18 protein-coding genes and 1 other RNA gene are annotated in these 22,236 nt (G+C 71.0%); 2 read left to right on the top strand and 17 right to left on the bottom strand.

Annotation, left to right across the window (positions count from 1 at the left end):
* Positions 1–68 precede the first annotated feature (68 nt).
* The 6 genes from NGB36_RS25595 to NGB36_RS25620 all read right to left on the bottom strand — a co-directional run bounded on the left by NGB36_RS25595 (position 69) and on the right by NGB36_RS25620 (position 7,379).
* A complete protein-coding gene (locus NGB36_RS25595; protein WP_255922853.1) occupies positions 69–2,411 on the bottom strand; it encodes a xanthine dehydrogenase family protein molybdopterin-binding subunit in 2,343 nt (780 codons plus the stop codon).
* A gap of 49 nt (positions 2,412–2,460) precedes the next feature.
* A complete protein-coding gene (locus NGB36_RS25600; RefSeq protein ID WP_269470576.1) occupies positions 2,461–3,537 on the bottom strand; it encodes a (2Fe-2S)-binding protein in 1,077 nt (358 codons plus the stop codon).
* Between the two features lie 50 nt (positions 3,538–3,587).
* Entirely contained in the window at positions 3,588–4,379 is a 792-nt protein-coding gene (locus NGB36_RS25605) for an FAD binding domain-containing protein (RefSeq protein WP_269470577.1), read from the bottom strand.
* Between the two features lie 418 nt (positions 4,380–4,797).
* Entirely contained in the window at positions 4,798–6,414 is a 1,617-nt protein-coding gene (locus NGB36_RS25610) for a beta-N-acetylhexosaminidase (RefSeq protein ID WP_255922858.1), read from the bottom strand.
* Between the two features lie 64 nt (positions 6,415–6,478).
* Complete coding sequence (locus tag NGB36_RS25615; RefSeq protein ID WP_255922859.1) at positions 6,479–6,772, bottom strand: DUF3039 domain-containing protein; 294 nt, start codon at positions 6,770–6,772, stop codon at positions 6,479–6,481.
* Positions 6,773–6,800: 28 nt separating this feature from the next.
* A complete protein-coding gene (locus NGB36_RS25620) occupies positions 6,801–7,379 on the bottom strand; it encodes a YqgE/AlgH family protein (RefSeq protein ID WP_255922860.1) in 579 nt (192 codons plus the stop codon).
* Positions 7,380–7,731: 352 nt separating this feature from the next.
* Here NGB36_RS25620 and murA point away from each other — a divergent pair, with 352 nt between their 5' ends.
* Positions 7,732–9,081 (top strand): UDP-N-acetylglucosamine 1-carboxyvinyltransferase, encoded by a 1,350-nt coding sequence (murA, locus tag NGB36_RS25625; RefSeq protein ID WP_255922861.1) that lies wholly within the window; start codon positions 7,732–7,734, stop codon positions 9,079–9,081.
* Positions 9,082–9,187: 106 nt separating this feature from the next.
* Here murA and NGB36_RS25630 read toward each other — a convergent pair whose 3' ends face one another.
* The 10 genes from NGB36_RS25630 to ftsE form a co-directional block, all read right to left on the bottom strand.
* Complete coding sequence (locus tag NGB36_RS25630; RefSeq protein WP_255922862.1) at positions 9,188–9,469, bottom strand: HU family DNA-binding protein; 282 nt, start codon at positions 9,467–9,469, stop codon at positions 9,188–9,190.
* A 366-nt stretch (positions 9,470–9,835) separates the two neighbouring features.
* Positions 9,836–11,278: an NAD-dependent malic enzyme gene (locus NGB36_RS25635; protein WP_255922863.1), complete on the bottom strand. Its 1,443-nt coding sequence runs from the start codon at positions 11,276–11,278 to the stop codon at positions 9,836–9,838.
* 387 nt (positions 11,279–11,665) lie between these two features.
* A complete protein-coding gene (locus NGB36_RS25640) occupies positions 11,666–14,038 on the bottom strand; it encodes a HelD family protein (RefSeq protein ID WP_372509531.1) in 2,373 nt (790 codons plus the stop codon).
* A gap of 96 nt (positions 14,039–14,134) precedes the next feature.
* Positions 14,135–15,316 carry a uroporphyrinogen-III synthase gene (locus tag NGB36_RS25645; RefSeq protein WP_255922865.1) on the bottom strand — a complete coding sequence of 394 codons (1,182 nt, stop codon included), beginning with the start codon at positions 15,314–15,316 and terminating at the stop codon, positions 14,135–14,137.
* 175 nt (positions 15,317–15,491) lie between these two features.
* Positions 15,492–16,886: a nitrate/nitrite transporter gene (locus tag NGB36_RS25650; protein ID WP_255922866.1), complete on the bottom strand. Its 1,395-nt coding sequence runs from the start codon at positions 16,884–16,886 to the stop codon at positions 15,492–15,494.
* Positions 16,887–17,255: 369 nt separating this feature from the next.
* Positions 17,256–17,636: a transfer-messenger RNA gene (ssrA, locus tag NGB36_RS25655) on the bottom strand.
* A gap of 168 nt (positions 17,637–17,804) precedes the next feature.
* On the bottom strand, positions 17,805–18,284 hold the full coding sequence (gene smpB, locus NGB36_RS25660) for an SsrA-binding protein SmpB (RefSeq protein ID WP_255922867.1): 480 nt from the start codon (positions 18,282–18,284) through the stop codon (positions 17,805–17,807).
* 18 nt (positions 18,285–18,302) lie between these two features.
* Entirely contained in the window at positions 18,303–19,502 is a 1,200-nt protein-coding gene (locus tag NGB36_RS25665) for a S41 family peptidase (protein WP_255922869.1), read from the bottom strand.
* A gap of 134 nt (positions 19,503–19,636) precedes the next feature.
* Positions 19,637–20,554, bottom strand: coding sequence for a permease-like cell division protein FtsX (gene ftsX / locus NGB36_RS25670; RefSeq protein WP_255922870.1), 918 nt, complete (start codon positions 20,552–20,554; stop codon positions 19,637–19,639).
* A gap of 42 nt (positions 20,555–20,596) precedes the next feature.
* The gene (gene ftsE / locus NGB36_RS25675) at positions 20,597–21,286 is read right to left on the bottom strand and encodes a cell division ATP-binding protein FtsE (RefSeq protein ID WP_255922872.1); all 690 of its coding nucleotides are present in this window, start codon (positions 21,284–21,286) and stop codon (positions 20,597–20,599) included.
* Positions 21,287–21,557: 271 nt separating this feature from the next.
* Here ftsE and NGB36_RS25680 point away from each other — a divergent pair, with 271 nt between their 5' ends.
* Positions 21,558–21,737, top strand: coding sequence for a hypothetical protein (locus NGB36_RS25680; RefSeq protein WP_255922874.1), 180 nt, complete (start codon positions 21,558–21,560; stop codon positions 21,735–21,737).
* Positions 21,738–21,841: 104 nt separating this feature from the next.
* Here the strand turns inward: NGB36_RS25680 and NGB36_RS25685 are convergent.
* Positions 21,842–22,236 (bottom strand): LPXTG cell wall anchor domain-containing protein (locus NGB36_RS25685; RefSeq protein WP_255922875.1); only part of this gene is annotated, 395 nt, incomplete at its 5' end.

Below are 22,236 nucleotides of genomic sequence, written 5' to 3' on the forward strand. Positions count from 1 at the left end.
GCCTGATTCCTCGCAGTGACGCCTGTGGCCGACGAATAGCCCGATGCGGCCAAGGGAACCCGGGGGGCCTACCCGCGCGGCCTCTGAGCCACCGCCGCTTGCGGACGGATCGGCAGCCGGCTGACCGGACGGCCGGTGGCAGCTCGCACCGCCGCGGCGACCGCGGCCGGTGAGGCCACCACCGGGACGGCGCTGACCGCCTTCGCCCCGAAGGACGCCACCACGTCGCGTTCCTCGACCAGCTTGACGATCCGTACCTGGGGCGCGTCCAGCGCGGTCGGCAGCGCATAACCCGTCAGCGACGGGCGCTTGACCGTGCCGCGCGCACTGCGCAGGTCCTCCATGAGCGCCATGCCGACGCCCTGCGTGACCCCGGCCTCGATCCGGGCCGCCACCTGGCGCGGGTTGAGCACACGTCCCACGTCCTGCGCCACCGCCATCTCCACGACACGCACGGAGCCGAGTTCGATGTCGACGTCGACAACGGCCCGTACCGCCGCGAAGGCGAGGCCCACGAACGCGTCGCCCTGCCCCGCATCGTCAAGACGCTCGGTGGGATGAGGCCGGCACTGCGCCGTCGCCCACAGCTCCTTGCCGTCGAGCGCCTCGACGACCGTCGTGCTCAACACCCCGTCGTACGAGGTGATCTTGCCGTCGGCGATGGTGAGCAGCTCGACCGACATGCCGAACTTGGCGGCGAGCGGCTGCAGCAGCTGGGTGCGGACCATCTTCGCGGCCCGCTCCACCGCACCCCCGGAGACCCAGGTGTGGCGGCCGCGCGCGGCGGGACCGGCCGGCGGCTGGTCGGTGTCGGCCGGCATCACCCGCACGTCGTCGACGCCGAGCACCTCCTGCACGATCTGCCGCGCCAGCGTGGCGAACCCCTGGCCGGTGTCGACGGCCGCGCAGATCACCGTCGCAGCGCCGTCCTGGACCCTCACCGTCGCCGTGGAGACCTCGTCGTGGCCCTCGGCGCCGAGCATGTGCACCATGCCGAGGGCGTATCCGACGCCCCGGCGTACCGCTCCCGGCTCGCCCGCGCCCTCCGGCCCTCCGGGCAGCAGCCATTCGGTCTCGTCGTCGTCGACCGGCAGCGGCGGCAGGTCGGCGTCGCGCACCGCCTTCAGCAGCTCGCCGACCGGGGCAGGGCAGGTGACGGTCTGGCCGGTGGGCAGCAGATCGCCGGTGGCCATGACATTGCGCATGCGCAACTCGGCCGGATCGAGGCCGAGGCGGGCCGCGAGCTTGTCCATCTGCCCTTCGTACGCAGCGCACACCTGCATCGCGCCCTCGCCCCGAACATGGCCCGAGGGCGGGTTGTTGGTACGGACCGCCCACCCCTCGACGAAGACGTGTGGCACGACATAGGGGCCGGCCGCGAAGGAGACGGCGGCGGCCAGCGCATCGGACGAGGCGTCGGCGTACGCGCCGGCGTCCAGCAGGATCTGCGCCTCCACCTTGACGAGACGGCCGTCGGCGTCGGCGTGGTGGCGGTAGCGCAGCAGCGCCGGATGACGGTGGGCGTGTCCTAGGAACGACTCCTCACGGGTGGCCACCAGCTTCACCGGGCAGCCGGTCCTGAGCGCCAGCAGCCCCAACGGCAGCCCGAAGCCGGGGTCCTCGCGGTCGGCCATCGCACCGGGCACACCGGTGACCACGACCTTGACCCGGTCGGGTTCTAGACCGAAGCAGGCGCTCGCGAGATCGCGGTCGGCGTGGGGGTCGGTGGAGGCGAGATACAGCTCGACGCCGCCGTCGGGGCGCGGCACGGCGAGCCCGGCCTCGGCGCCGACCGGAGCCGGGTCCTGGCGCCCGATCCGGTACACGCCCTCGACGACGACCTCGCCGGTGGCCTCCGGGTCGCCGAACCGCAGCGGGATGTGGCGGATGAGGTTGCCGTCGGGGTGCAACGCCTCGGCGGCGAAGGCCTTCTCCGGGTCGGTGACGGGTTCGAGCACCTCGTACTCGACGGCGATCGCGGCAGCGGCCAGCCGCGCGGTGTCGGGGTGGTCGGCGGCGACGGCGGCGATCGGCTCGCCGTGGTGGCGTGCGACGTCCTTGGCGAAGACCGGACGGTCGGCGACGCGCCGTCCGTGCATGGCGTCGCCGGGTACGTCGGCGTGGGTGACGACGGCGCGCACGCCGGGCATCTCGGCAGCGGGGCCGGTGTCGATGGAGACGATGCGCGCGTGCGGGTGCGGTGAGCGCAGGACGGCGGCCCACAGCAGGCCTTCGGCCCACAGGTCGGCCGCGTAGGGGAAGGTGCCCTGCGCCTTGGCGTCCGCGTCGGCGGGCGGCACGGACACACCGAGGCCGTGCGGCGTGTCGGCCGCGGGGACGTGCGCGGTGGCGGGCGCCGCGCCGCCGGTGGGAGCGTTCGGGGTCGCGGTCACCGCATCGGGTCCGGTCATGCGGCGTTCTCTCCCGTCTCGCAGCCGATCGCCTGGCTCGTCCCGCGGTTCATGCCGTGCCTCCGTCCGCCTGGTGCGGGATCCGGGCGGCCTCGGCGACCGGCCGGTCGCCGGCGGCGTCTCCGTCGGCGGGTGCGGCGGCTTCGCGGGCGGCGACGACCTCGCGGACCGCGTCGAGCACACCACGGTATCCGGAACAGCGGCACAGGTTCCCGCTCAGTGCCTGGCGCATCTCCAACTCGGTGGGCTTGTGGTTGCCTTCGAGCAGGTCGTGGATGGTCATCGCCATCCCCGGCAGGCAGAATCCGCACTGCACCGCGCTCGACGCGGCGAGCGCGCCCTGCACGTCGGAGGGCCGGCCGTCGCGGCCCAGGCCCTCGACGGTGAGGATCTCGCAGCCGGCGGCCGTCGCGGCGGGCGCCAGGCAGGACGCGATGAGACGGCCGTCGACCCGGACCGAACAGGCGCCGCATTCGCCCTGCTCGCAGCCGTCCTTGGCGCCGGCGAGGCCCAGGCGTTCCCGCAGGACGTACAGCAGTGACTCGCCGAGCCAGGCGTCGGTGACGGGCCGGTCGACGCCGTTGACATGCAGGACGTAGGAGGCGGTGGGGTGTTCGCTGTGCGGATCCTCGGCCGGGGGCTCGGGCTCGGGTTCGCCCGGCGCCGACTCCGGCGCGCTCGCGGGCGTGGACGCGCCGGCGGGGTCCGGGGCGGCCGCGGGCACGCCGACGGAGTACTCGCCGGACTCCTCGGCCGCGTCCTCGGCGACGAACGGGATCGTCCATTGACCGGTGGCGGCCTCGGCGGCCGGTGGTTGCGCGGGCTGCGGGGCGTGGACCGGCTGCGGTGCCTGCAGTGCCTGCGGTTCCGGTTCCGGACCGGGCGCGACGGCGGCAGGGCTGTCGGCCTGGTGCCACGCCGTGCCGGTGGCGGGAGTCGCGCCCGCCGCGTCGGGGAAGCCGCCGAGCGGCGGCGGGGCGTATCCGTGCCCCGGCGCGGCGAGCGGGTCCTCGCCGGAGGGCATCGCTGCGAGGGGTACGAATGCGGTGGCGTCGGCGTCGTACTCGCCGCTGTGGTGCCACACGCCGTCGCCGGGCGCGAACCCCTGACCGGGCAGACCCGTCATGCCACCGCCTGTCGTATCCGTCCCGTCAAAACGGCCGGTCGCGTCGTACGTCACGAAAGTGCCCTCCCCAATGCCCTGCGGGCCAGTGCGGCCACCGTACGCCGCAGATGGGCCAGCGCAGGCGGCAGTTCGCCGTCAGCGGGATCCGGGATGCAGGCCATGGAGACATAGTCCCCGAACGCCGTGCAGGCCTCCGGCTCCAGTGTCCGCGACCCGTCCCAGTCGATCAGTCCGGCGACCCACCGCTCGGCCTCCAGAGGCCGCAGAGGCATCGGCGCCACGGCCCCGATTGCGCAGCGCACCGTGCGCCGCGCCGGGTCGAGGACGAGCGCGACCGATGCCGTGGCGCGGCCCGGGCCGGTGCGCGCGGTCGCTTTGAGGAAGGTCTGCGGGGCGTGCAGCAGCGGTGCCCGTACGTAGGCGAGCAGTTCACCCGGGCGCAACGGGTCGAGCCCGGCCATCAGATGGCTGACCGCGATCTCCCGGGTGCCGTCGGGCCCCGCGAGCACCACCGTCGCTTCGAGTGCGGCGAGCACCGGCAGCGCGTCGCCGGTCGGGGCGGCGCTCGCGATGTTGCCGCCCAGCGTTCCAGCGTTGCGCACCTGCGGCGGGCCCGCGGCGCGTGCGGCCATGGCGAGCGCGGGGATGAGCGCGGCGAAGTCGGGGCGGCCCATACGGGCGTGGGTGAGGCACGCTCCGAGCAGCGCGTTCCCGTCCGCGTACTGCCAGCCGCGGATCTCGCTGATCCTCCCCAGGCCGACGAGCGCGGCCGGGCGCAGCAACCCGGAGTTGACGGCCGACATCAGATCCGTGCCGCCTGCGACGGGCACGGCCGCGGGCATGGTGGCGAGCGCCGCCACCGCCTCGTCGAGCGAGGCGGGCAGCGTCACCGTGCTTCCCGTTTGCCGTGTGTACGTGCTCACGCAGCATTCCCTTCCACGGCGCCCACGGCCTCCCGGTGGTCCCCTGGTCTGCGGCATGGGGGACCCCGGTCCCCGGTATGGGGACCCCGGGCCCTGTCGCCGTACGGTACGTGCTGACAGCCCGGTCACGGCAACTCTGGCACATGTTCCGGGCCGATCAACCCGTGGGCCCGCTAAGGATGGTTCTGTCCGGGTCAGGGCTGATGGTCCGGTTGGCCATTGTCTCTTGTCGACTTGGGGATTGGCGCCTTTCAGGTGTGTTGTGCTGGTTGCTGCCGTTCCCACCGTGACACGGTGCCAGCCCTGCGGGCGGTGCTGCGGCACTCCGGGCCGCAGCTCACACGATCGGGGGCGCCCCTTCGATCGGGCGTCCGAGGACTCCGGGGCGACGCTGCCAGGGGTGGGGACCGGAGGGCGGGCGGTATTCGACGCCGAGGGCGTCAAGTCGCCGGTAGTGGGTGTGCATTCGGGCGCTGAACTGCCTGTAGTCGCGGCCGGCGGGTGCCGGCAGGCGGGACCAGGCGACCTCGGCGAAGGCAGCCAGGCGCGGGAAGGTCATGTAGTCGACGGAGCGGACGGAGTCCATCGTCTCGGTCCAGCAGTTGGCCTGCACGCCGATGACGTGGCGCGCCTCGTCCTCGGTCAGCTCGGACGGCACGGGTTCGAAGCGGTAGACGTCCTCGAGGGTGCGGACGTATGCGATGGGGACGGGCTCGTCGGGGCCCGCGTCCTGCCGGTAGTCGAGGTAGACGTGCTGCTCGGGGCACATCACCACGTCATGTCCGGCCCGTGCGGCGGCGATTCCGCCCGCGTAGCCGCGCCAGGACGAGACCGCGGCGCCGTCGGCGAGGCCGCCCTGGAGGATTTCGTCCCAACCGATCAGGCGCCGGCCGCGTGCGGCGAGCCAGGTGTCGAAGTGGCGGATGAACCAGCTCTGCAGCGCGTCCTCGTCGGCGAGGCCCAGCTCCTTGATGCGCGCCTGCGCGGCGGCGGATTCCCGCCACTGCCCCTTCGGGCACTCGTCGCCTCCGATGTGCACGAACGTGGAGGGGAACAGCTCCACCACCTCGGCCAGCACGTTCTCGTAGAAGCGGAGGGTGGTGTCGGTGGGGGCGAGGACGTTGGGGTTGACGCCCCAACTGGTCAGCACCGGAAGGGCGGTGGTGTCGACGACGTCGCTGTTGCCCAGTTCGGGGTAGGCGGCGATGGCGGCCTGCGAGTGGCCGGGGATGTCGATCTCGGGCACGACGGCGACATGCCGTGCGGCGGCGTACGCGACGATCTCGCGGATGTCCTCCTGCGTGTAGTAGCCGCCGTGCGGCCGTTCGTCCCACAACGGGGAGTCCCTCAGCCCGACCTTGGTACGGGTGCGCCAGGCACCGACCTCGGTCAGCCGCGGGTAGCGCTTGATCTCGATCCGCCAGCCCTGATCGTCCGTCAGGTGCAGGTGCAGCACGTTCAGCTTGTGCGCGGCGAGCAGGTCGACACAGCGCAGCACCACGTCCTTGGGCATGAAGTGCCGCGCGACATCGAGCATGAAGCCACGCCAGGCGAACCGCGGCGCGTCCTCGATCGTGACCTGCGGAATGCACGGCGGGCCGTCGGCGACCGGTGCGCGGCGGAACGCCTCGGGCCCGAGCAGCTGCCGCAGCGTCTGCGCACCCCAGAAGAGCCCGGCCGCGTCCCCGCCGCGGATCTCGACGCCCGTCCCGCTCACGGCGAGACGGTACTCCTCGACGGCGAGCGCGTCGTCGACAAGCAGGGTGATGGTGTCCGCCGCTCCGCTCACGCCCGGCGGCAGCGCGAGCCCGTAGGCGGCGCCGACCGTGGCCCGCAGCCACCGTTCGGTGCCGCCGGTGCCGGGCCCGGCCGCGAGAGCGGTGTGCGCACCGAGACGAAAGGGCTCGCCGTCGTCCTGCACCTGGGCGCCGCGCGGCGCGGGGATGAGGTCCATGGCCTCATCCTGCCGCGCCGGCTCCCGGCTGGACTAGACCTCTACGCCATGGAGGCGACGAAGCCTACTTCTTGCCGCCCTTGCCGCCCTTGTCTCCGTCCCCGCCGCCGACCTCCATCGACTCGAAGATCTCCTTGCACATCGGGCAGACCGGGTACTTCTTCGGGTCCCGGCCGGGGACCCAGACCTTCCCGCAGAGCGCGACCACAGGGGACCCGGAGAGCGCGCTCTCCATGATCTTGTCCTTCTGGACGTAGTGGGCGAAGCGCTCGTGGTCCCCGTCGCCGTGCGACACCTGTGGTGTCGGTTCGACCAGGGTTCCGGTACCCGCGCCGCGCTCGGGCTCAAGAGTGCTCATGCCGACCAAGCCTAAATGAAGGACCGGACTAATTGAGAGATGGATCGTCCGGGTACGTGGCCACCATCGCCAGCTCGTTGCGCTGCCGCCGCAGCACCGAGCGCCACAGCCGCTCCGGGTCCGGCGAGGAGACGTCACCCGGCTCGGACTCCACCACGTACCAGGCGCCTTCCACCAGCTCGTCCTCCAGCTGTCCCGGGCCCCAGCCCGAGTAGCCGGCAAAGATCCGCAGGGAGCCGAGCTCGGCGGCGAGCAGCTCCGGCGGCGCCTCGAGGTCCACCAGGCCGATCGCGCCGTGCACCCGCCGCCAGCCCAGCGGCTCGCCCTCCTCACCGTCTTGGGGCTCCCCAGGCACCACGGCCAGGCCGAGCGCCGAGTCCAGCGAGACGGGCCCGCCCTGGAAGACCACCTGCGGCGTTCCGGCGAGTTGTGCCCACGACTCCAGCACGTCACCGACGCCCACCGGCGTCGGCCGGTTCAGGACGACACCGAGCGACCCCTCCTCGTCGTGGTCGAGGAGGAGCACCACAGCCCGGTCGAAATTCGGGTCCGCGAGGGCCGGTGTCGCAACCAGCAGCCGACCGGTGAGCGAGGACACCTCCGTCATGACCACATGATCCCGCATCCTGGCGCGTCACGGGCAGTTCTCGCCGGGCAGATCGGCGCGGTGGGCTCGCAGGGGGCTCGCTGTGACCTCGCGGTGCGGCGCGTATGCGCTGGGTGATGGAGCCGGGTGCAGCCCTCTGGCGTACGCAAGTGGCGTATGTAACAAGGCCGTGACGAGTGCGAGAGGCCTGAGCGGGAAGGCGTGCCCCGTCTTGACGGGGGTGGTCGTGCGGGCCATTAACATTTCCCCGGTGCCCGCTGCGGAATCCGTCAGTTCGCGGGCCGTAGACCGTACAGAGGCGGCAACGAACCCCGCCTTCCCTGTCCTGCCCCTCTCCAGGAACGCGAGCCCCATGACCGACGACATCCTCCTTGTCCACGGCGGAACCCCGCTCGAGGGCGAGATCCGTGTCCGTGGTGCGAAGAATCTCGTGCCCAAGGCCATGGTGGCCGCCCTGCTCGGCGGCGAGCCGAGCCGGCTGCGCAATGTGCCGGACATCCGCGACGTGCGCGTGGTCCGCGGCCTGCTCCAGCTGCACGGCGTCACCGTCAGCCCTGGAGAGGAGCCCGGCGAGCTGATCCTCGACCCGTCGCACGTGGAGAGCGCGAACGTGGCGGACATCGATGCGCACGCCGGCTCCTCGCGCATCCCGATCCTGTTCTGCGGGCCGCTGCTGCACCGGCTCGGGCACGCGTTCATCCCCGGCCTCGGTGGCTGCGACATCGGCGGCCGGCCGATCGACTTCCACTTCGAGGTACTGCGGCAGTTCGGCGCGGTCATCGAGAAGCGCCCCGAGGGCCAGTACCTGGAGGCCCCGCAGCGGCTGCGCGGCGCCAAGATCCGACTGCCCTACCCGTCGGTGGGCGCGACCGAGCAGGTACTGCTCACCGCGGTGCTCGCCGAGGGCGTCACCGAACTGTCGAACGCGGCCGTCGAGCCCGAGATCGAGGACCTGATCTGCGTCCTGCAGAAAATGGGCGCGATCATCTCGATGGACACCGACCGGACCATCCGGATCACCGGCGTCGACCACCTCGGCGGCTACACCCACGGCGCGCTCCCCGACCGGCTGGAGGCGGCCTCCTGGGCGAGTGCGGCCCTGGCGACCAAGGGCAATGTCTACGTGCGCGGCGCCAGCCAGCGCGAGATGATGACGTTCCTCAACACCTACCGCAAGGTCGGCGGCGCCTTCGAGATCGACGACGAGGGCATCCGCTTCTGGCACCCCGGAGGCGCGCTCAGCGCGATCGCGCTGGAGACGGACGTCCACCCCGGCTTCCAGACCGACTGGCAGCAGCCGCTGGTCGTCGCCCTGACCCAGGCGTCGGGCCTGTCGATCGTGCACGAAACGGTGTACGAATCGCGGCTGGGCTTCACCGAGGCGCTCAACCAGATGGGCGCGCACATCCAGCTCTACCGCGAGTGCCTCGGCGGCACGCCGTGCCGCTTCGGTCAGCGCAATTTCCTGCACTCCGCGGTCGTGTCCGGGCCCACGAAGCTGCAGGGTGCCGACCTGGTCATCCCGGACCTGCGCGGCGGCTTCTCGTACCTGATCGCGGCCCTGGCCGCGGAGGGCACCTCACGGGTGCACGGCATCGACCTGATCAACCGCGGCTACGAGAACTTCCTCGCCAAGCTGAAGGCGCTGGGCGGCCACGTCGAACTGCCCGCACCCCTGGTGCCCGCACAGACGCGCGCGTGACGGCAGGACGTTCGACCGTACGAAAAAGAGAAGCGCCAGGGGCGGCCATCCCGACGGGGTGGCCGCCCCTGGCGTTGGCGCCGGGCATCATTCCGGCGCCGGGCCATCACTTGCCCTTGGCGGCTTCCTTGAGCTTGGAGCCCGCGGCAACCTTCACGCTGTAGCCGGCCGGGATCTGGATCGGGTCGCCGGTCTGCGGGTTGCGCGCGGTGCGAGCCGCACGATGGGTGCGCTCGAAGGTCAGGAAGCCGGGGATGGTGACCTTCTCGTCGCCCTTGGCGACGACCTCGCCCACGACCTCGGCGAAAGCGCCCAGAACGGCGTCGGCGTCCTTTCGGGTCACCTCTGCGCGCTCGGACAGAGCGGCCACCAGCTCACTGCGGTTCATATTCGTACTCCCGTGTTCTTCTTGCCGATGAGGCGTGAGTTTGAAGCCGATGCTGCCAGGCCCCTCGGACACTCACGGGCCCGGGGCTGCCGCAATAACCTCTCGCCCGGATACGCATCCTGCACGTACCTGCGGCGGGAAAGCCAATCCGGCACCCGAGAGAGTCACACGAAAAGCGCCACTGCGACGGCTTGGTGACGCTCCGTCCGCTCCTGACAGCGCAGCGAAGGGTTTGTCCGGCCGCGGCTGCCGCTCACCATAGGGCTTCCGGCAGCCCCGGCCTCGCGCGACGCGCGGGCGCGCACCGGCCTGCGAGCAGCCGGCCGCCGCGCGGCGAGCGGGGCGTGAGCAGGACGTCACGTCCCGTTACTGCACGGCCCCCGGGACCGAGTGCGGAGCCGCGAGACCGTGTGCCTTGGCGGCCTCGCGAACCGCACCAGCGACAGCACCCGCCACCTTGTCATTGAAGACGCTGGGGATGATGTAGTTCGCGTTGATCTCGTCGTCGGCCACGACATCGGCCAGTGCACCCGCCGCGGCCAGCATCATGTCGGTATTCACGGTACGCGACTGGGCGTCCAGCAGGCCACGGAAGACGCCGGGGAAGACCAGCACGTTGTTGATCTGGTTGGGGAAGTCGCTGCGGCCCGTGGCGACCACGGCGGCCGTCGCACGGGCCACGCTCGGCTCGACTTCGGGGTCGGGGTTGGCGAGCGCGAAGACGATCGCGTCGTCCGCCATGGCCGCGACGTCGTCGCCGCCCAGGACGTTCGGCGCGGAGACGCCGATGAAGACGTCGGCGCTGCGCACGGCCTGCCGGAGCGTGCCGGTGACGTTCTCGGGGTTGGTGTTGTCGGCGATCCAGCGCAGCGGGGAGTCGGGGTCGGCGTCCACCAGGTCGGTACGGCCGCTGTGCACGACGCCGTGGATGTCGGCGACGACGGCGTGCTTGACGCCCGCGGCGAGCAGCAGCTTCAGGATCGCCGTACCGGCCGCGCCCGCTCCGGACATGACGACCCGTACGTCCTCGATCTTCTTGCCGACCACGCGCAGCGCGTTGGTGAGCGCGGCGAGCACGACGATCGCGGTGCCGTGCTGGTCGTCGTGGAAGACGGGGATGTCGAGGGCCTCGCGCAGCCGCGCCTCGATCTCGAAGCAGCGCGGGGCGGAGATGTCCTCCAGGTTGATGCCGGCGAAGCCGGGGGCGATCGCCTTGACGATCTCGACGATCGCGTCGGTGTCCTGCGTGTCGAGGCAGATCGGCCAGGCGTCGATGCCGGCGAAGCGCTTGAAGAGGGCCGCCTTGCCCTCCATCACGGGCAGCGCGGCCTTGGGGCCGATGTTGCCGAGGCCCAGGACGGCGGAGCCGTCGGTGACGACGGCGACGCTGTTGCGTTTGATGGTCAGCCGGCGGGCGTCGTCGGGGTTGGCGGCGATCGCCATGCACACGCGGGCGACGCCGGGGGTGTAGACCATAGACAGGTCGTCACGGTTGCGGATGGGATGCTTGGACGCCATCTCGATCTTGCCGCCGAGGTGCATCAGGAACGTACGGTCGGAGACCTTTCCGATCACCAGACCATCGATCTCGTTCAGTTTGTGCACGATCTCGTCGGCGTGCGCGGTGGACGTGGCGGCAATGGTCACGTCGATGCGCAGCTTCTCGTGGCCGGAGGCGGTGACGTCGAGGCCGGTGACCGAGCCGCCGGACGATTCCACCGCCGTGGTGAGCTGGCTGACGGCGGTCCCGCTCGCGGGGACCTCCAGTCGGACCGTGATCGAGTACGAGACGCTCGGCGCCGTTGCCATGCCGACATTCCTCCGCTTTTCCGTGTCGTGTCCATGGATCGGCCACGAGACTCCCCGATCGTCCCACCTACCGCCGGGTAGGGGATAACCGACCCCAGGCGCCGGAAGGACATTTCCACGATACGAGATGCCCTTGAGCGGACCGTCGGCGGGACCCGGTTCCGGACACGTGATCCGACAATTTCCGTCAACGGAATGGTCGGCCCGCGGCATTTGTTAGTCTGGGTGCGGCACCGGCTCGATCCAAGCCCCCGGGCCCAACCATTGTCGCTACGAGCGACCGCTAGCCGCGAGGCGAGCATGGCGGGTCGGTGTCGCCAAAGCGTGAAGGGCCCTCTTCCCCGGTGGGGAGGGCCCTTCGGCGTGTGTGTGCACGCGTGTTCAGTGTCAGTCGCGCAGCAGGTCCGGCACGCCGTTCGCGTCCGGCAGGTCGCGCTCGCCGCAGACCACCGTCAACTGCTGCGTCGCCCGCGTCAGCGCCACATACAACACCCGCAACCCGGCCGGTGATTCGTCGGCGATCTCGGCCGGCGAGACCACCACCGTCGCGTCGTACTCCAGGCCCTTCGCCTCCAGGCTGCCGAGCGGCACGACGCGGTCGCCGAGGCCCGCGAGCCACTCGCGCGCCTCGGGGCGGCGCCCCATCGCCACCACGACGCCGACGGTGCCCTCGACCTCGTCCAGCAGCCGCTGTGCCGCGCGCCGCACCTCAGGCCCCAACTCGCCGCCGGCGACGGTGAATCGGGGCATCACACCCGTCGAACGCACGGCGGACGGCGAGGGCATACCCGGCATCGCAAGCCGCAGCACCTTGTCGGCGAGCTCCGCGATCTCGGCAGGGTTGCGGTAGTTGACGGTCAGTGTGAAGCGACGCCGTGGGCGCGCGCCGAGCGCGTCGTCCCGCGCACGCGCCGCCTCCTCCGGGTCGCTCCACGAACTCTGCGCAGGATCGCCGACAATCGTCCAGGTGGCGCTCGTGCCGCGCCGCGCGACCATGCGCCACTGCATGGGCGTCAGATCCTGCGCCTCGTCGACGATCACATGGGCGTACTCGGTGCGCTCCCGCTCCAGCGACTCCGCACGGCTGCGGCTTCGCCCGCCGCCGTACATCCGCTCGGCGTACGTCGTCACCTCCTCCAGGCCCGTCAGCTCGTCGAGCGGGTCGACCTCACGCGGCGCAACCGGCTTCGGCGGGGCGCCGAGCAGCACCCGCAACTCGTCGAGGAGCGCCACGTCGTGCACACTCAAGCTGCCGCCGCCGTCGACGGCGAGACGGCTCAGGGAGCGCGCCACGAGCCGCACCTCGCGCTGGTTCAGCAACCGGCGCGACCACCGGCCGAGCCTGCGCTCGTCGGCCATCGCGGCGAGCACCCGCCGCGGGGTGAGCACCGGCCACCACGCCGCCAGGAAATCGGTGAACTCCTGCTCGATGGAGACGTCCTCGTCGAAACCTTCCCGCGCCTCGGCGATCAGCTCGGGGTCGACCAGGTGGCGGCCGCGCGCAGACTCCTCCCACCGCCCCCGCCCGGCCTTCCCCCACAGCGCGTCGAGCAGCAGCCGACGGGCGCGCGGACGCATCAGGTTCAGCGGCGCGGTGCCGCCGAGCACGCTGCGGCGGATCTGCGCCAGCTCCCGTTCGTCCAGCTCCAGCCGGCGGCCGAACGCCACGACCCGCAGCGATCTGGGCACCTCGCCCCCGAGGTCGAGCGCGCCGCGCGCGGCTCGCCGCAGCACGGAGACCATCCGGGACGAGCCCTTGACGCGCGCCACCGCCGGTTCGTCGTAGGTGTCGGCCTCGGCGCCCTCCACCAGCGAGCCGACCGCACGGATCGCGACCTGCCCCTCCTCGCCGAGCGACGGCAGCACGCCCTCGGTGTACGAGACGAGCAGCGGGGTGGGGCTGACCACCAGGATCCCGCCAGCGTAGCGGCGCCGGTCCCGGTAGAGCAGGTAGGCGGCACGGTGCAGGGCGACCGCGGTCTTGCCGGTGCCGGGGCCGCCGGTGACCTCGGTGACGCCGGGGGCGGGGGCGCGGATAACGGTGTCCTGCTCGGCCTGGATGCTCGCCACGATGTCGCGCATGGTGTGGCTGCGGGCGCGGCCGAGCGAGGCCATCAGCGCGCCGTCGCCGATGACGCAGAGCTCCTCGCCGTCGAGGGTGGCGGTCAGCTCCGGGCGCATCAGATCGTCCTCGACCCCGAGGACGCGACGCCCCTTGCTGCGGATGACGCGGCGGCGCACGACCCGGCCGGGGTCCTTGGGCGTGGAGCGGTAGAACGGCGCGGCCGCGGGGGCGCGCCAGTCGATGACCAGCGGGGCGTAGTCGGCGTCGAGGACGCCGAGGCGGCCGATGTGCAGCGTTTCGGCGATCTCGGCGCGGTTGCCGGGGCCGACGGCGTCCTCGGCTACCTCGGTGGCGGTGTAGGCGCCGTCCGGGCCGCGCTTGCCGTCCTTGCCGCGCAGCAGGTCGATGCGGCCGAAGAGGAAGTCCTCGAACTCCGCGTTGAGCCGCTGGAGGTGCACCGCGGCCTGGTAGACCTGGGCGTCACGCTCGGCGAGCGCCCCGGGCGTGCCGACCTGGCCGCGCTTCTCGGCATCGTCGACGAGGAACTCGGCCTCGTGGATCTTCTCCTCGAGGCGCCGGTAGACACGGTCGAGGTGGACCTGCTCGACGGCGACCTCCCTGGCGGGCGCCGCGGGCTCCTGCTGGGTACGGGCTCCCGCCTCCTGCGCTCCCACGCGAGGACCCCCTTCTGACATGCGTTGCTCTGCTCCGTTCCATGCGGGGAGCAGCCTGCAACCGTACGCGAAGGGGGCGGGTAAGTGCACGTGGTGGCCGTGAGCGACGCACGAGGATCAGGGCGCCGGGGGCGTTCCGTACTTGCTCTCCGCGGCCGCGTCGAGCGCCAGGCGGTAGCCGCGTTTGACCACGGTCTGGACGATCCTGGGCGCCCCCAGCGCGCCCCGCAGCCGGGTCATCGCCGTCTCCACGGCGTGTTCGTCACGCCCCGCGCCGGGCAGCGCCCGCAGCAGGTCGGCGCGGGGGACGACCCATCCGGGCCGCCGGGCCAGGGTACGCAGCAGCGCCATCCCCGCGGGCGGCACGCAGCGCAGTTCACCGTCGACGAGCACCGCGTGCCCGCGGATCTCCACCTGGTGCCCGGCGAGCGGCAGCACCCGGGCGCGCAGCGGCAGTTCGGCCGCGAGCAGCTGGACGAGGGGACCGAGGCGGAAACGCTCGGGCTGGGCGGTCGGCACGTCGTGCGCCTGCAGCGGCATCGCCGTCACCGGTCCGACGCAGGCGACGAGGACATCGCGCTGGAGCGCCGCGAGGAACGGTTCGAGCAGGCCGCGCCGTTCGGCGCGGTCGAGGAGCGAGGCCGCGGCGGGCGCGCTGGTGAAGGTGAGGGCGTCGACGGCGCGGGCCACCGTCGCGTCGAGGAGACGGTCGAGGGGTGTGATGTCCTCCGGTTCCATCCAGCGGTAGACGGGGATGCCGACAACCTCGGCGCCCGCCTCGCGCAGCGCCTCGATGAAGCCGGGCAGCGGCTCCCCATGCAGCTGGACCGCAATCCTGGTGCCGGACACCCCTTGCCCCAGGAGCCGGTCCAGCACCTCGGCGAGCGACTCGGACGCCGGTGACCAGGCCTCCGTCAGGCCGGCGGCGCGGATGGCACCGCGCACCTTGGGCCCGCGCGCGAGCAGTTCGGCGGCGCCGAGCCGGGCCAGCAGCGCGCTGCCGAGGCCCCATCCCTCGGCGGCCTCGATCCAGCCGCGGAAGCCGATCGCGGTGGTGGCGACGGCGATGTCGGGGCCGTCGTCGATGAGCTGCTTGGTCGCGGCGAGCAGCTCCGCGTCGTCCGGCAGGGGGACGATGCGGAGCGCCGGTGCACGTTGCACGACCGCTCCGCGTCGCTCCAGCAGCGCGGCCAGCTCGTCCGCACGCCGGGCGGCGGTCACGGCCACGGTGAACCCGGCGAGCGGGCGTACCGGCTCGGTCTTGGTGCTTGGCTGCGTGGTTGGCTGCGCTTGGTGCATTTACCTGCCTCATTCAGGACATAGGCCCACCGAGTGCTCATCGTTCTCCCCCTGCCTTCGGCGGGTGGTGCCCCCGGGTAGCGATGGTGCCAACGCCGCGTGACGATCCCGGTTCGCAGGCATTTCCGCGGCGTTACACACCCCCGGCCCGCCGACGTGTCGGCTGAATGTCTCGTCATACCTCCGCGTAGGTGAGCTGCCGCTGCGGCCCGGCCGCGTCGGCAGCTGCACGGGCGGTGCGCAGGTATACGGCCCAGGTCACGGCCGAGCACAGCGCGTAGTAGGCCAGGAACGCGACGAAGGCGGGCCCCCCGCTCTTGGCGGTGAGGAAGGACTCACGGAACACGAGGTTGATCCCGAGGCCGCCGAGCGCGCCGACCGCGCCGATCAGCCCCATCGAGGCGCCGGAGAGCCGACGGCCGTACGTGGCGGCCTCCTCGCCGTCGAGCCCGCGCGCCACGGCCTTCGCCTGGAAGATGCCGGGGATCATCTTGTACGTCGAGCCGTTGCCGAGGCCGCTGAGCGCGAAGAGGGCGATGAAGCCGACGAGGAAGAGCGGCAGCGACTTTTGCAGGGAGGCGACGACGACGAACAGCGTCGCCGCGGCCATGGCCAGGAACGTCCACAGGGTGACCTTCGCGCCGCCGACGCGGTCGGCGAGCCGCCCGCCCACGGGCCTCACCAGCGAGCCGACCAGCGGGCCGATGAAGGTGAGCGCGGCGGCCTGCAGCGGGGTGCGGTGGAACTGGTTCTGCAGCACGAGCCCGAAGGCGAAGCTGTAGCCGATGAACGATCCGAAGGTGCCGATGTAGAGGAACGACATGATCCACGTGTGGACGTCGCGGGCGGCCTCCTTGGCGGCGCCGGTGTCGCTGCGTACAGGCGCGAGGTTGTCCATGAAGGTCGCGGCGAGCACGGCGGCGATCACGATCAGCGGAATGTAGACGGCAAGGACGATCTTCGGGTGCATCGCCCCCGCGGTGCCGATCACCAGCAGCGCAACCAGCTGGATGACGGCCACGCCGACGTTGCCGCCGCCCGCGTTGAGGCCGAGCGCCCAGCCCTTCTTCCGCAGCGGGTAGAAGGAGTTGATGTTGGTCATCGACGAGGCGAAGTTGCCGCCGCCGACCCCTGTGAGCGCCGCGACCACCATGAACGTGGTGTATGGCGTGCCGGGGTGCATGACGAAGGCGGCGGCGACCGACGGCACGAGCAGCAGGGCCGCGCTGATGATCGTCCAGTTGCGCCCGCCGAAGCGCGCCACCGCGAAGGTGTACGGCACGCGGAGGATCCCGCCGACCAGCGTCGGCATGCCGACCAGGAAGAACTTCCCGGCCGGGTCGACGTGGTACGCCGGGCCCATGAACAGCACCATCACCGACCACAGGCTCCAGATGGAGAAGCCGATGTGCTCGGAGAGGATCGAGAAGGCGAGGTTGCGCAGGGCGACGCGCTTGCCGGTGGCCTCCCAGAACTGCTCGTTCTCCGGATCCCAGCTCTCGATCCAGCGACCCCCCTTACGTGTGTTGTCCCGCGTGCTGCCGCCTGATTCCGTGGTCGCGGTCGTCATGACGCCTCCAGGCCTGGGATACATTCCGCTCCCGAAGCTAGGCACGCCGGGTTACCGTCCCATGCCGCGACGTCACACACGCGAAACGGTGCTCTCACCCGAGGCGGGGAGGGGCTGTGAGCAACAGGACGTGATGCGGCTCCCCGGGCGGGGACCTCACGGCTGCGTGCCGCCGCGGGCGCCGTACGGTCCGGGGTATGGCCGCCCTCCCGCGCTTCCCCGCAGCGACGGTCGCACTGGCGGCCACCTGTCTCCTCGGCACCACCCCGGCGCCCGGCACCACGACCGCAACCCGGCCGCCGCCCCCTCGCCGCGATCCTCACGTTGAAAACGAAAAGACTGCGGTCCGACGGACCACAGTCTTTTCATCGGTGGAGATGGCGGGAATCGAACCCGCGTCCTACGGTGCGGAACCAGGGCTTCTCCGAGCGCAGTCTGCTGTGCTTTTCTCGGCCCCGGCAGTCACGCAGACAAGCTGCCGACGGGCTCAGCCACTGTTTGGTTTCCCGCTAGTCCCCGTGGCCGGGCCCAGTGGTTGAGTTCCCTAGCTGATGCCAGGATCCGGGTCGGGAACAGCCCCGGGCTGACACTTCGCGAGGTCGCTGACTGTTAGATCAGGCAGCGAGGGCGAAGGAATCGCGCTTGGTGTTGGCGATTATTTTTTTGCGGCACGTGGTTTACGAGATCATTGCCGCGTTCCTCGGCTCGCTTCCCCTGCTTCGACAACCGCAGTCGAAACCGATCATCCCCATGTTTTTTTGTCAAAGGTGCTTCTTGTCGGTGCTTTTTGTCAGAGCGTAGGACCACCGGCCCCGCGCTGCTGACTCCATCCTACGTGATCAGCACGCTCCGGAGCCAGCCTATTCCCGTCGGCGGGCCTTCGCGCCGGGCCTCAGTGCCAGGCCTCAGTGCCGGGCCTCAGTGCCGCGCGCGGCGCCGCGCCGCCGACATCGCCCGCTCGGCCTCGCGCCGGTCCTGCTTCTCGCGCAGCGTCTGCCGCTTGTCGTAATCCTTCTTGCCCTTGGCGAGCGCGATCTCGACCTTCGCACGCCCGTCCTTGAAGTACAGCTGCAGCGGCACCAGCGTGTGGCCGGTCTCCTGCGTCTTGCCGATCAGCTTGTCGATCTCGGCCCGGTGCAGCAGCAGCTTGCGCTTGCGGCGCGCCGCGTGATTGGTCCACGTGCCCTGGGAGTACTCGGGGATGTGCACGTTGTGCAGCCACGCCTCCCCGCCGTCGAGCTGCGCGAAGCCGTCGACGAGCGAGGCGCGGCCCAGGCGCAGCGACTTCACCTCGGTGCCGGTCAGCACCAGACCCGCCTCGTAGGTGTCCAGGATGTGGTAGTCGTGCCGCGCCTTCTTGTTCTGCGCGATCAGCTTGCGACCCGTCTCTTTAGCCATAGCCAGGTCATTCTCCCACTACGACCGGGCTCCGAGGCCACTCAATACCGTGCGGGCCTGCACCTGGGCGTCCGAGCCGTCCGGCACCACCAGGTCCGGCCGGATGCCCTGGCCGTCGATGCTGCGTCCGGTGGGCGTCCGGTAGTGGCCGACGGTGAGTTCGGCGACGGAGCCGTCCGGCAGCGTGCTCGGCATCTGCACCGAGCCCTTGCCGAAGGTGCGCGAGCCCACGATCACCGCACGCCCCCGGTCCTGCAGCGCTCCGGTGAGCAACTCGGCGGCGCTCATGGTGCCGCCGTCGACGAGGACGACGAGCGGTGTGCGGGTGTCGCCACCGCCTTGGGCGTAGAGCGCGTGCTGCTCGCCGTGGACGTCGTACGTGGCCACCAGGCCGCCGTCGAGGAATGCGGACGCCACGGCGACCGCCTCGCTCACCAGGCCGCCGGAGTTGCCCCGCAGGTCGAGCAGGACGCCCTGGCTGTGGTCACCTGCCGCGAGCGCCCGCCGCACCTGCGCGCCGACGCCGTGGACGAACGAGCCGATGGCGATGTCGGTGACGCCGGGCGCGGGGTGGGTGACGCTGACGGCCTCGGTGCTCAGCAGCGCCCGCCGTACGGTGACCGTCCACGCGCGGTTCCCGCGCTGCAGGCCGAGGGCGACGGGGCTGCCGGGGCGCGGTGCGGGGGCGGTGTCGTCGGCGTCCGGGTCGTCGGGTTCGACGCCACGCAGCCGCGCGACGACATCGGTGACCGGGCTTCCGGTGACGCCCTTGCCGTCCACGGTAAGCAGCCGGTCGCCCACCGCGATGCCGGCCCGCTGCGCCGGGCCCGCGGCCTGGACGCGGGAGACCTCGACGGTGCCGTCCGCGTCGCGTCGCACCCACACGCCCACGCCGACGTACACGCCGTCCAGCTCCTGCTGGAGGCTCTCGTACTCGTGCGCCGAGTAGACCGCGGACCAACGGTCGCCGCTGCGGCTGACGAGCTCGGCGGCGGCCTGTGCCCCGACCCTTCCCTGGTCGATGTCGCGGGCGATCTCCGCGGTGTCCGGGCGCGGTTGGGAGGCGTCGGCGCGCGCGGGGCGCATCGGCGGACGGCCGGCCGCGGCGTCGAAGGAGCCGCCGGCCACCCCGATGACCAGCACGGCACCGAAGACGACCGTCAGGGTCGCCCCGCGTCGGATGCGCTCGGGCGGCCCGAACATCACCTGCCCGGACATGCTCGGGAGTCTAGGCGAGCAAGGGGCGCCGCACGGCCGGTTGGCCGCACGAGGCCGGGTTGTTGGTCACACCCTCGGAGCCTTGCGCCGTCAAAGCCCCTTGCACCTTAGGCCGCTTACACCTTCCAGGCCGCTTACACCTTCAGGTACTTGCGCAGGGTGAAGAACGCGGCGACGGCAGGCATCATCACGCCCACGCCCAGCACCAGCGGCAGCACCTTGATGACCTCTCCCCACCCGATGAACTGGATGAGCGCGATCTTCGACTGCAGAGCGAGGCCCCCGTCGATGAGGAAGTACCGTCCGGCGAGGAGCATTCCGCAGGCGAGCCCACCGCCGATCAGTCCGGCGAAGGCCGCCTCCATGATGAACGGCATCTGGATGTAGAAGCTCGACGCGCCGACGAGCCGCATGATGCCGGTCTCGCGTCGTCGGCTGAAGGCCGAGACGCGCACCGTGTTGACGATGAGCAGCATCGCGACCGTGAGCATGAAGGCCAGGACCGCCAGCGCGACGTACGTCATGCCGTTGAGCAGGCCGAAGAGGTTGTCGAGCAACTGGCGCTGGTCCTGCACCGACTGCACGCCGGGCCGCCCGTCGAAGGCGCTTGAGATCACGTTGTACTGCTGCGGGTTCTTCAGCTTGACCCGGAACGAGTACTGCATCTGATCCGGCGTCAGCAGATCGATGCCCGGCTGCCCGGAGAACTGCTGCTTGTACCGCTGGTAGGCCTGCTCGGGAGTCTCCAGGTAGATCTTCTCGACGACCGGTAGCTTCTCCAGGTCGGAGCGGATCGAGTCCATCTGTTCCTGGGTGACCGCACCCTTGGAGCAGTTGGCGGTGTCCGTGCCGTCCGTCTTGTTGCACAGGAAGATCGAGACCTCGACCTTGTCGTACCAGTAGCCCTTCATCGAGCTCACCTGTTCCCGGGCGAGCCAGGCGCCGCCGGCGAGGGCGAGCGAGAGGGCGACGGAGACGATCACCGCGAAAGTCATGGTGAGGTTGCGCCGGAGACCGACGCCGATCTCCGACAGGACGAACTGGGCGCGCATGGTGACCTTTCTGCTGGTGGCTGCGGCAGGCGGGGACGGATCTCAGTGCTGGTAGCCGTAGACACCGCGTGACTGGTCGCGGACCAGCCACCCTTGTTCCAACTCGATGACGCGCTTGCGCATCTGGTCCACGATCTGCTGGTCGTGGGTGGCCATCACGACCGTCGTCCCGGTCCGGTTGATCCGGTCCAGCAGCTTCATGATGCCGACCGAGGTCTGCGGGTCGAGGTTTCCGGTCGGCTCGTCGGCGATGAGCAGCAGCGGACGGTTGACGAAGGCGCGGGCGATCGCCACGCGCTGCTGCTCACCACCGGAGAGCTCGCCGGGCATCCGGTCCTCCTTGCCGGCGAGGCCGACGAGGTCGAGGACTTCGGGAACGGTCTTGCGGATAGTGCCGCGCGGCTTCCCGATGACCTCCAGGGCGAACGCGACATTCTGCGCGACACTCTTGTTGGGCAGCAATCGGAAATCCTGGAAAACCGTGCCCAATTGCCGCCGGATCTGAGGCACCTTCCAGTTGGAGAGCCGGTTCAGATCCTTGCCGAGCACATGGACGGAACCGGTGTCGCTGCGCTCCTCGCGCAGCAGCAGCCGCAGGAACGTCGACTTTCCGGAGCCTGAGGAGCCCACCAGGAAGACGAACTCGCCCTTTTCGATCTCCAGAGAGACATTGCGGAGTGCGGGACGGTTCTGCTTGGGGTAGGTCTTGCTTACGTTGTCGAATCGGATCACAGCTGCACCACGGTCGACCTAGGGGGACGGACAGCCATCGGGCGGCTCTCCCGGTTCGCCGACCTTACGCGAAGCAGATGCCAGCGCGCAGTCGCCGTCGGAGGTTGGTGGGTTTCGTCACCAGCTATACGGGGACAAACGCGGCAACGGACGCATCGGCTACTGTGAGCGAAGCTTCGGGGCGCGCAGACACCGCCGCCAGCGGGCACACTGGAGCCAAGGGGAACCGACGGACGCCCCGCGGCGTTGGGCAAGGCAAGGAGGAGATCGCATGACATGCGACCGACTGGTGTGCGCCAACTGTGCCGGCCCCGTCGCCGAAGGCCGCTGCGCCGTCTGCCGGGCACATCGGGCGCGACTGCACCAAGAGAACCCCATCGGGGCGCTGACCCCGGCCATGCTCATCGTGCTGCTCGTGGTGCTGGCCGCTGTCGCTCTTGTGGTCCATTGACCCCCTGACCCATCCGCCGAACGGACGCACGAGGGGCCTGGGAGGTGTGCACCCCCCAGGCCCCTCGCTCTACGCTGTTATGCGATCACAGCCAGTGGGCGTGATCAGGCCGCCGTACGACGCGCGGCCAGGCGCGGCATCAGACGGAAGCCGACACCACCCGCGATCATCGTCGCGGCGCCGATCAGCAGGAACGCCGTGTCAGAGGAACCGGTCTCGGCCAGCTGCTGCTTCGACTGTCCCTGCGCGACCTCCTGGGTGGAGGAGCTGTTGGGAGCGGTGTTGCTGTTGCCGCCGCAGTTCACACTGGACTGGGACAGCGTGCACGTGCCGCCGCCACTGCTACCAGTGCTGGAGCCGCTGCCGGAGGAGCTGCCCTGAGTGGAGCCTTGCGACGAGCCCTGATCGGAACCCTGATCAGAACCGCCGAGCAGGCCCTGCGTCGAACCCTCCGTGGAGCCCTGCGTCGAACCCTGAGTGGAGCCCTGCGTCGAACCCT

The organism is Streptomyces humicola (genome assembly GCF_024436035.1).
GTDB lineage: Bacteria > Actinomycetota > Actinomycetes > Streptomycetales > Streptomycetaceae > Streptantibioticus_B > Streptantibioticus_B humicola.

Bases quoted from the DNA above. Each gene is read 5' to 3' on its own strand.
- NGB36_RS25595 (WP_255922853.1), bottom strand. From the start codon at position 2,411: ATGACCGGACCCGATGCGGTGACCGCGACCCCGAACGCTCCCACCGGC.
- NGB36_RS25600 (WP_269470576.1), bottom strand. From the start codon at position 3,537: ATGACGGGTCTGCCCGGTCAGGGGTTCGCGCCCGGCGACGGCGTGTGG.
- NGB36_RS25605 (WP_269470577.1), bottom strand. From the start codon at position 4,379: ATGCCCGCGGCCGTGCCCGTCGCAGGCGGCACGGATCTGATGTCGGCC.
- NGB36_RS25610 (WP_255922858.1), bottom strand. From the start codon at position 6,414: ATGGACCTCATCCCCGCGCCGCGCGGCGCCCAGGTGCAGGACGACGGC.
- NGB36_RS25615 (WP_255922859.1), bottom strand. From the start codon at position 6,772: ATGAGCACTCTTGAGCCCGAGCGCGGCGCGGGTACCGGAACCCTGGTC.
- NGB36_RS25620 (WP_255922860.1), bottom strand. From the start codon at position 7,379: ATGACGGAGGTGTCCTCGCTCACCGGTCGGCTGCTGGTTGCGACACCG.
- murA (WP_255922861.1), top strand. From the start codon at position 7,732: ATGACCGACGACATCCTCCTTGTCCACGGCGGAACCCCGCTCGAGGGC.
- NGB36_RS25630 (WP_255922862.1), bottom strand. From the start codon at position 9,469: ATGAACCGCAGTGAGCTGGTGGCCGCTCTGTCCGAGCGCGCAGAGGTG.
- NGB36_RS25635 (WP_255922863.1), bottom strand. From the start codon at position 11,278: ATGGCAACGGCGCCGAGCGTCTCGTACTCGATCACGGTCCGACTGGAG.
- NGB36_RS25640 (WP_372509531.1), bottom strand. From the start codon at position 14,038: ATGTCAGAAGGGGGTCCTCGCGTGGGAGCGCAGGAGGCGGGAGCCCGT.
- NGB36_RS25645 (WP_255922865.1), bottom strand. From the start codon at position 15,316: ATGCACCAAGCGCAGCCAACCACGCAGCCAAGCACCAAGACCGAGCCG.
- NGB36_RS25650 (WP_255922866.1), bottom strand. From the start codon at position 16,886: ATGACGACCGCGACCACGGAATCAGGCGGCAGCACGCGGGACAACACA.
- smpB (WP_255922867.1), bottom strand. From the start codon at position 18,284: ATGGCTAAAGAGACGGGTCGCAAGCTGATCGCGCAGAACAAGAAGGCG.
- NGB36_RS25665 (WP_255922869.1), bottom strand. From the start codon at position 19,502: ATGTCCGGGCAGGTGATGTTCGGGCCGCCCGAGCGCATCCGACGCGGG.
- ftsX (WP_255922870.1), bottom strand. From the start codon at position 20,554: ATGCGCGCCCAGTTCGTCCTGTCGGAGATCGGCGTCGGTCTCCGGCGC.
- NGB36_RS25680 (WP_255922874.1), top strand. From the start codon at position 21,558: ATGACATGCGACCGACTGGTGTGCGCCAACTGTGCCGGCCCCGTCGCC.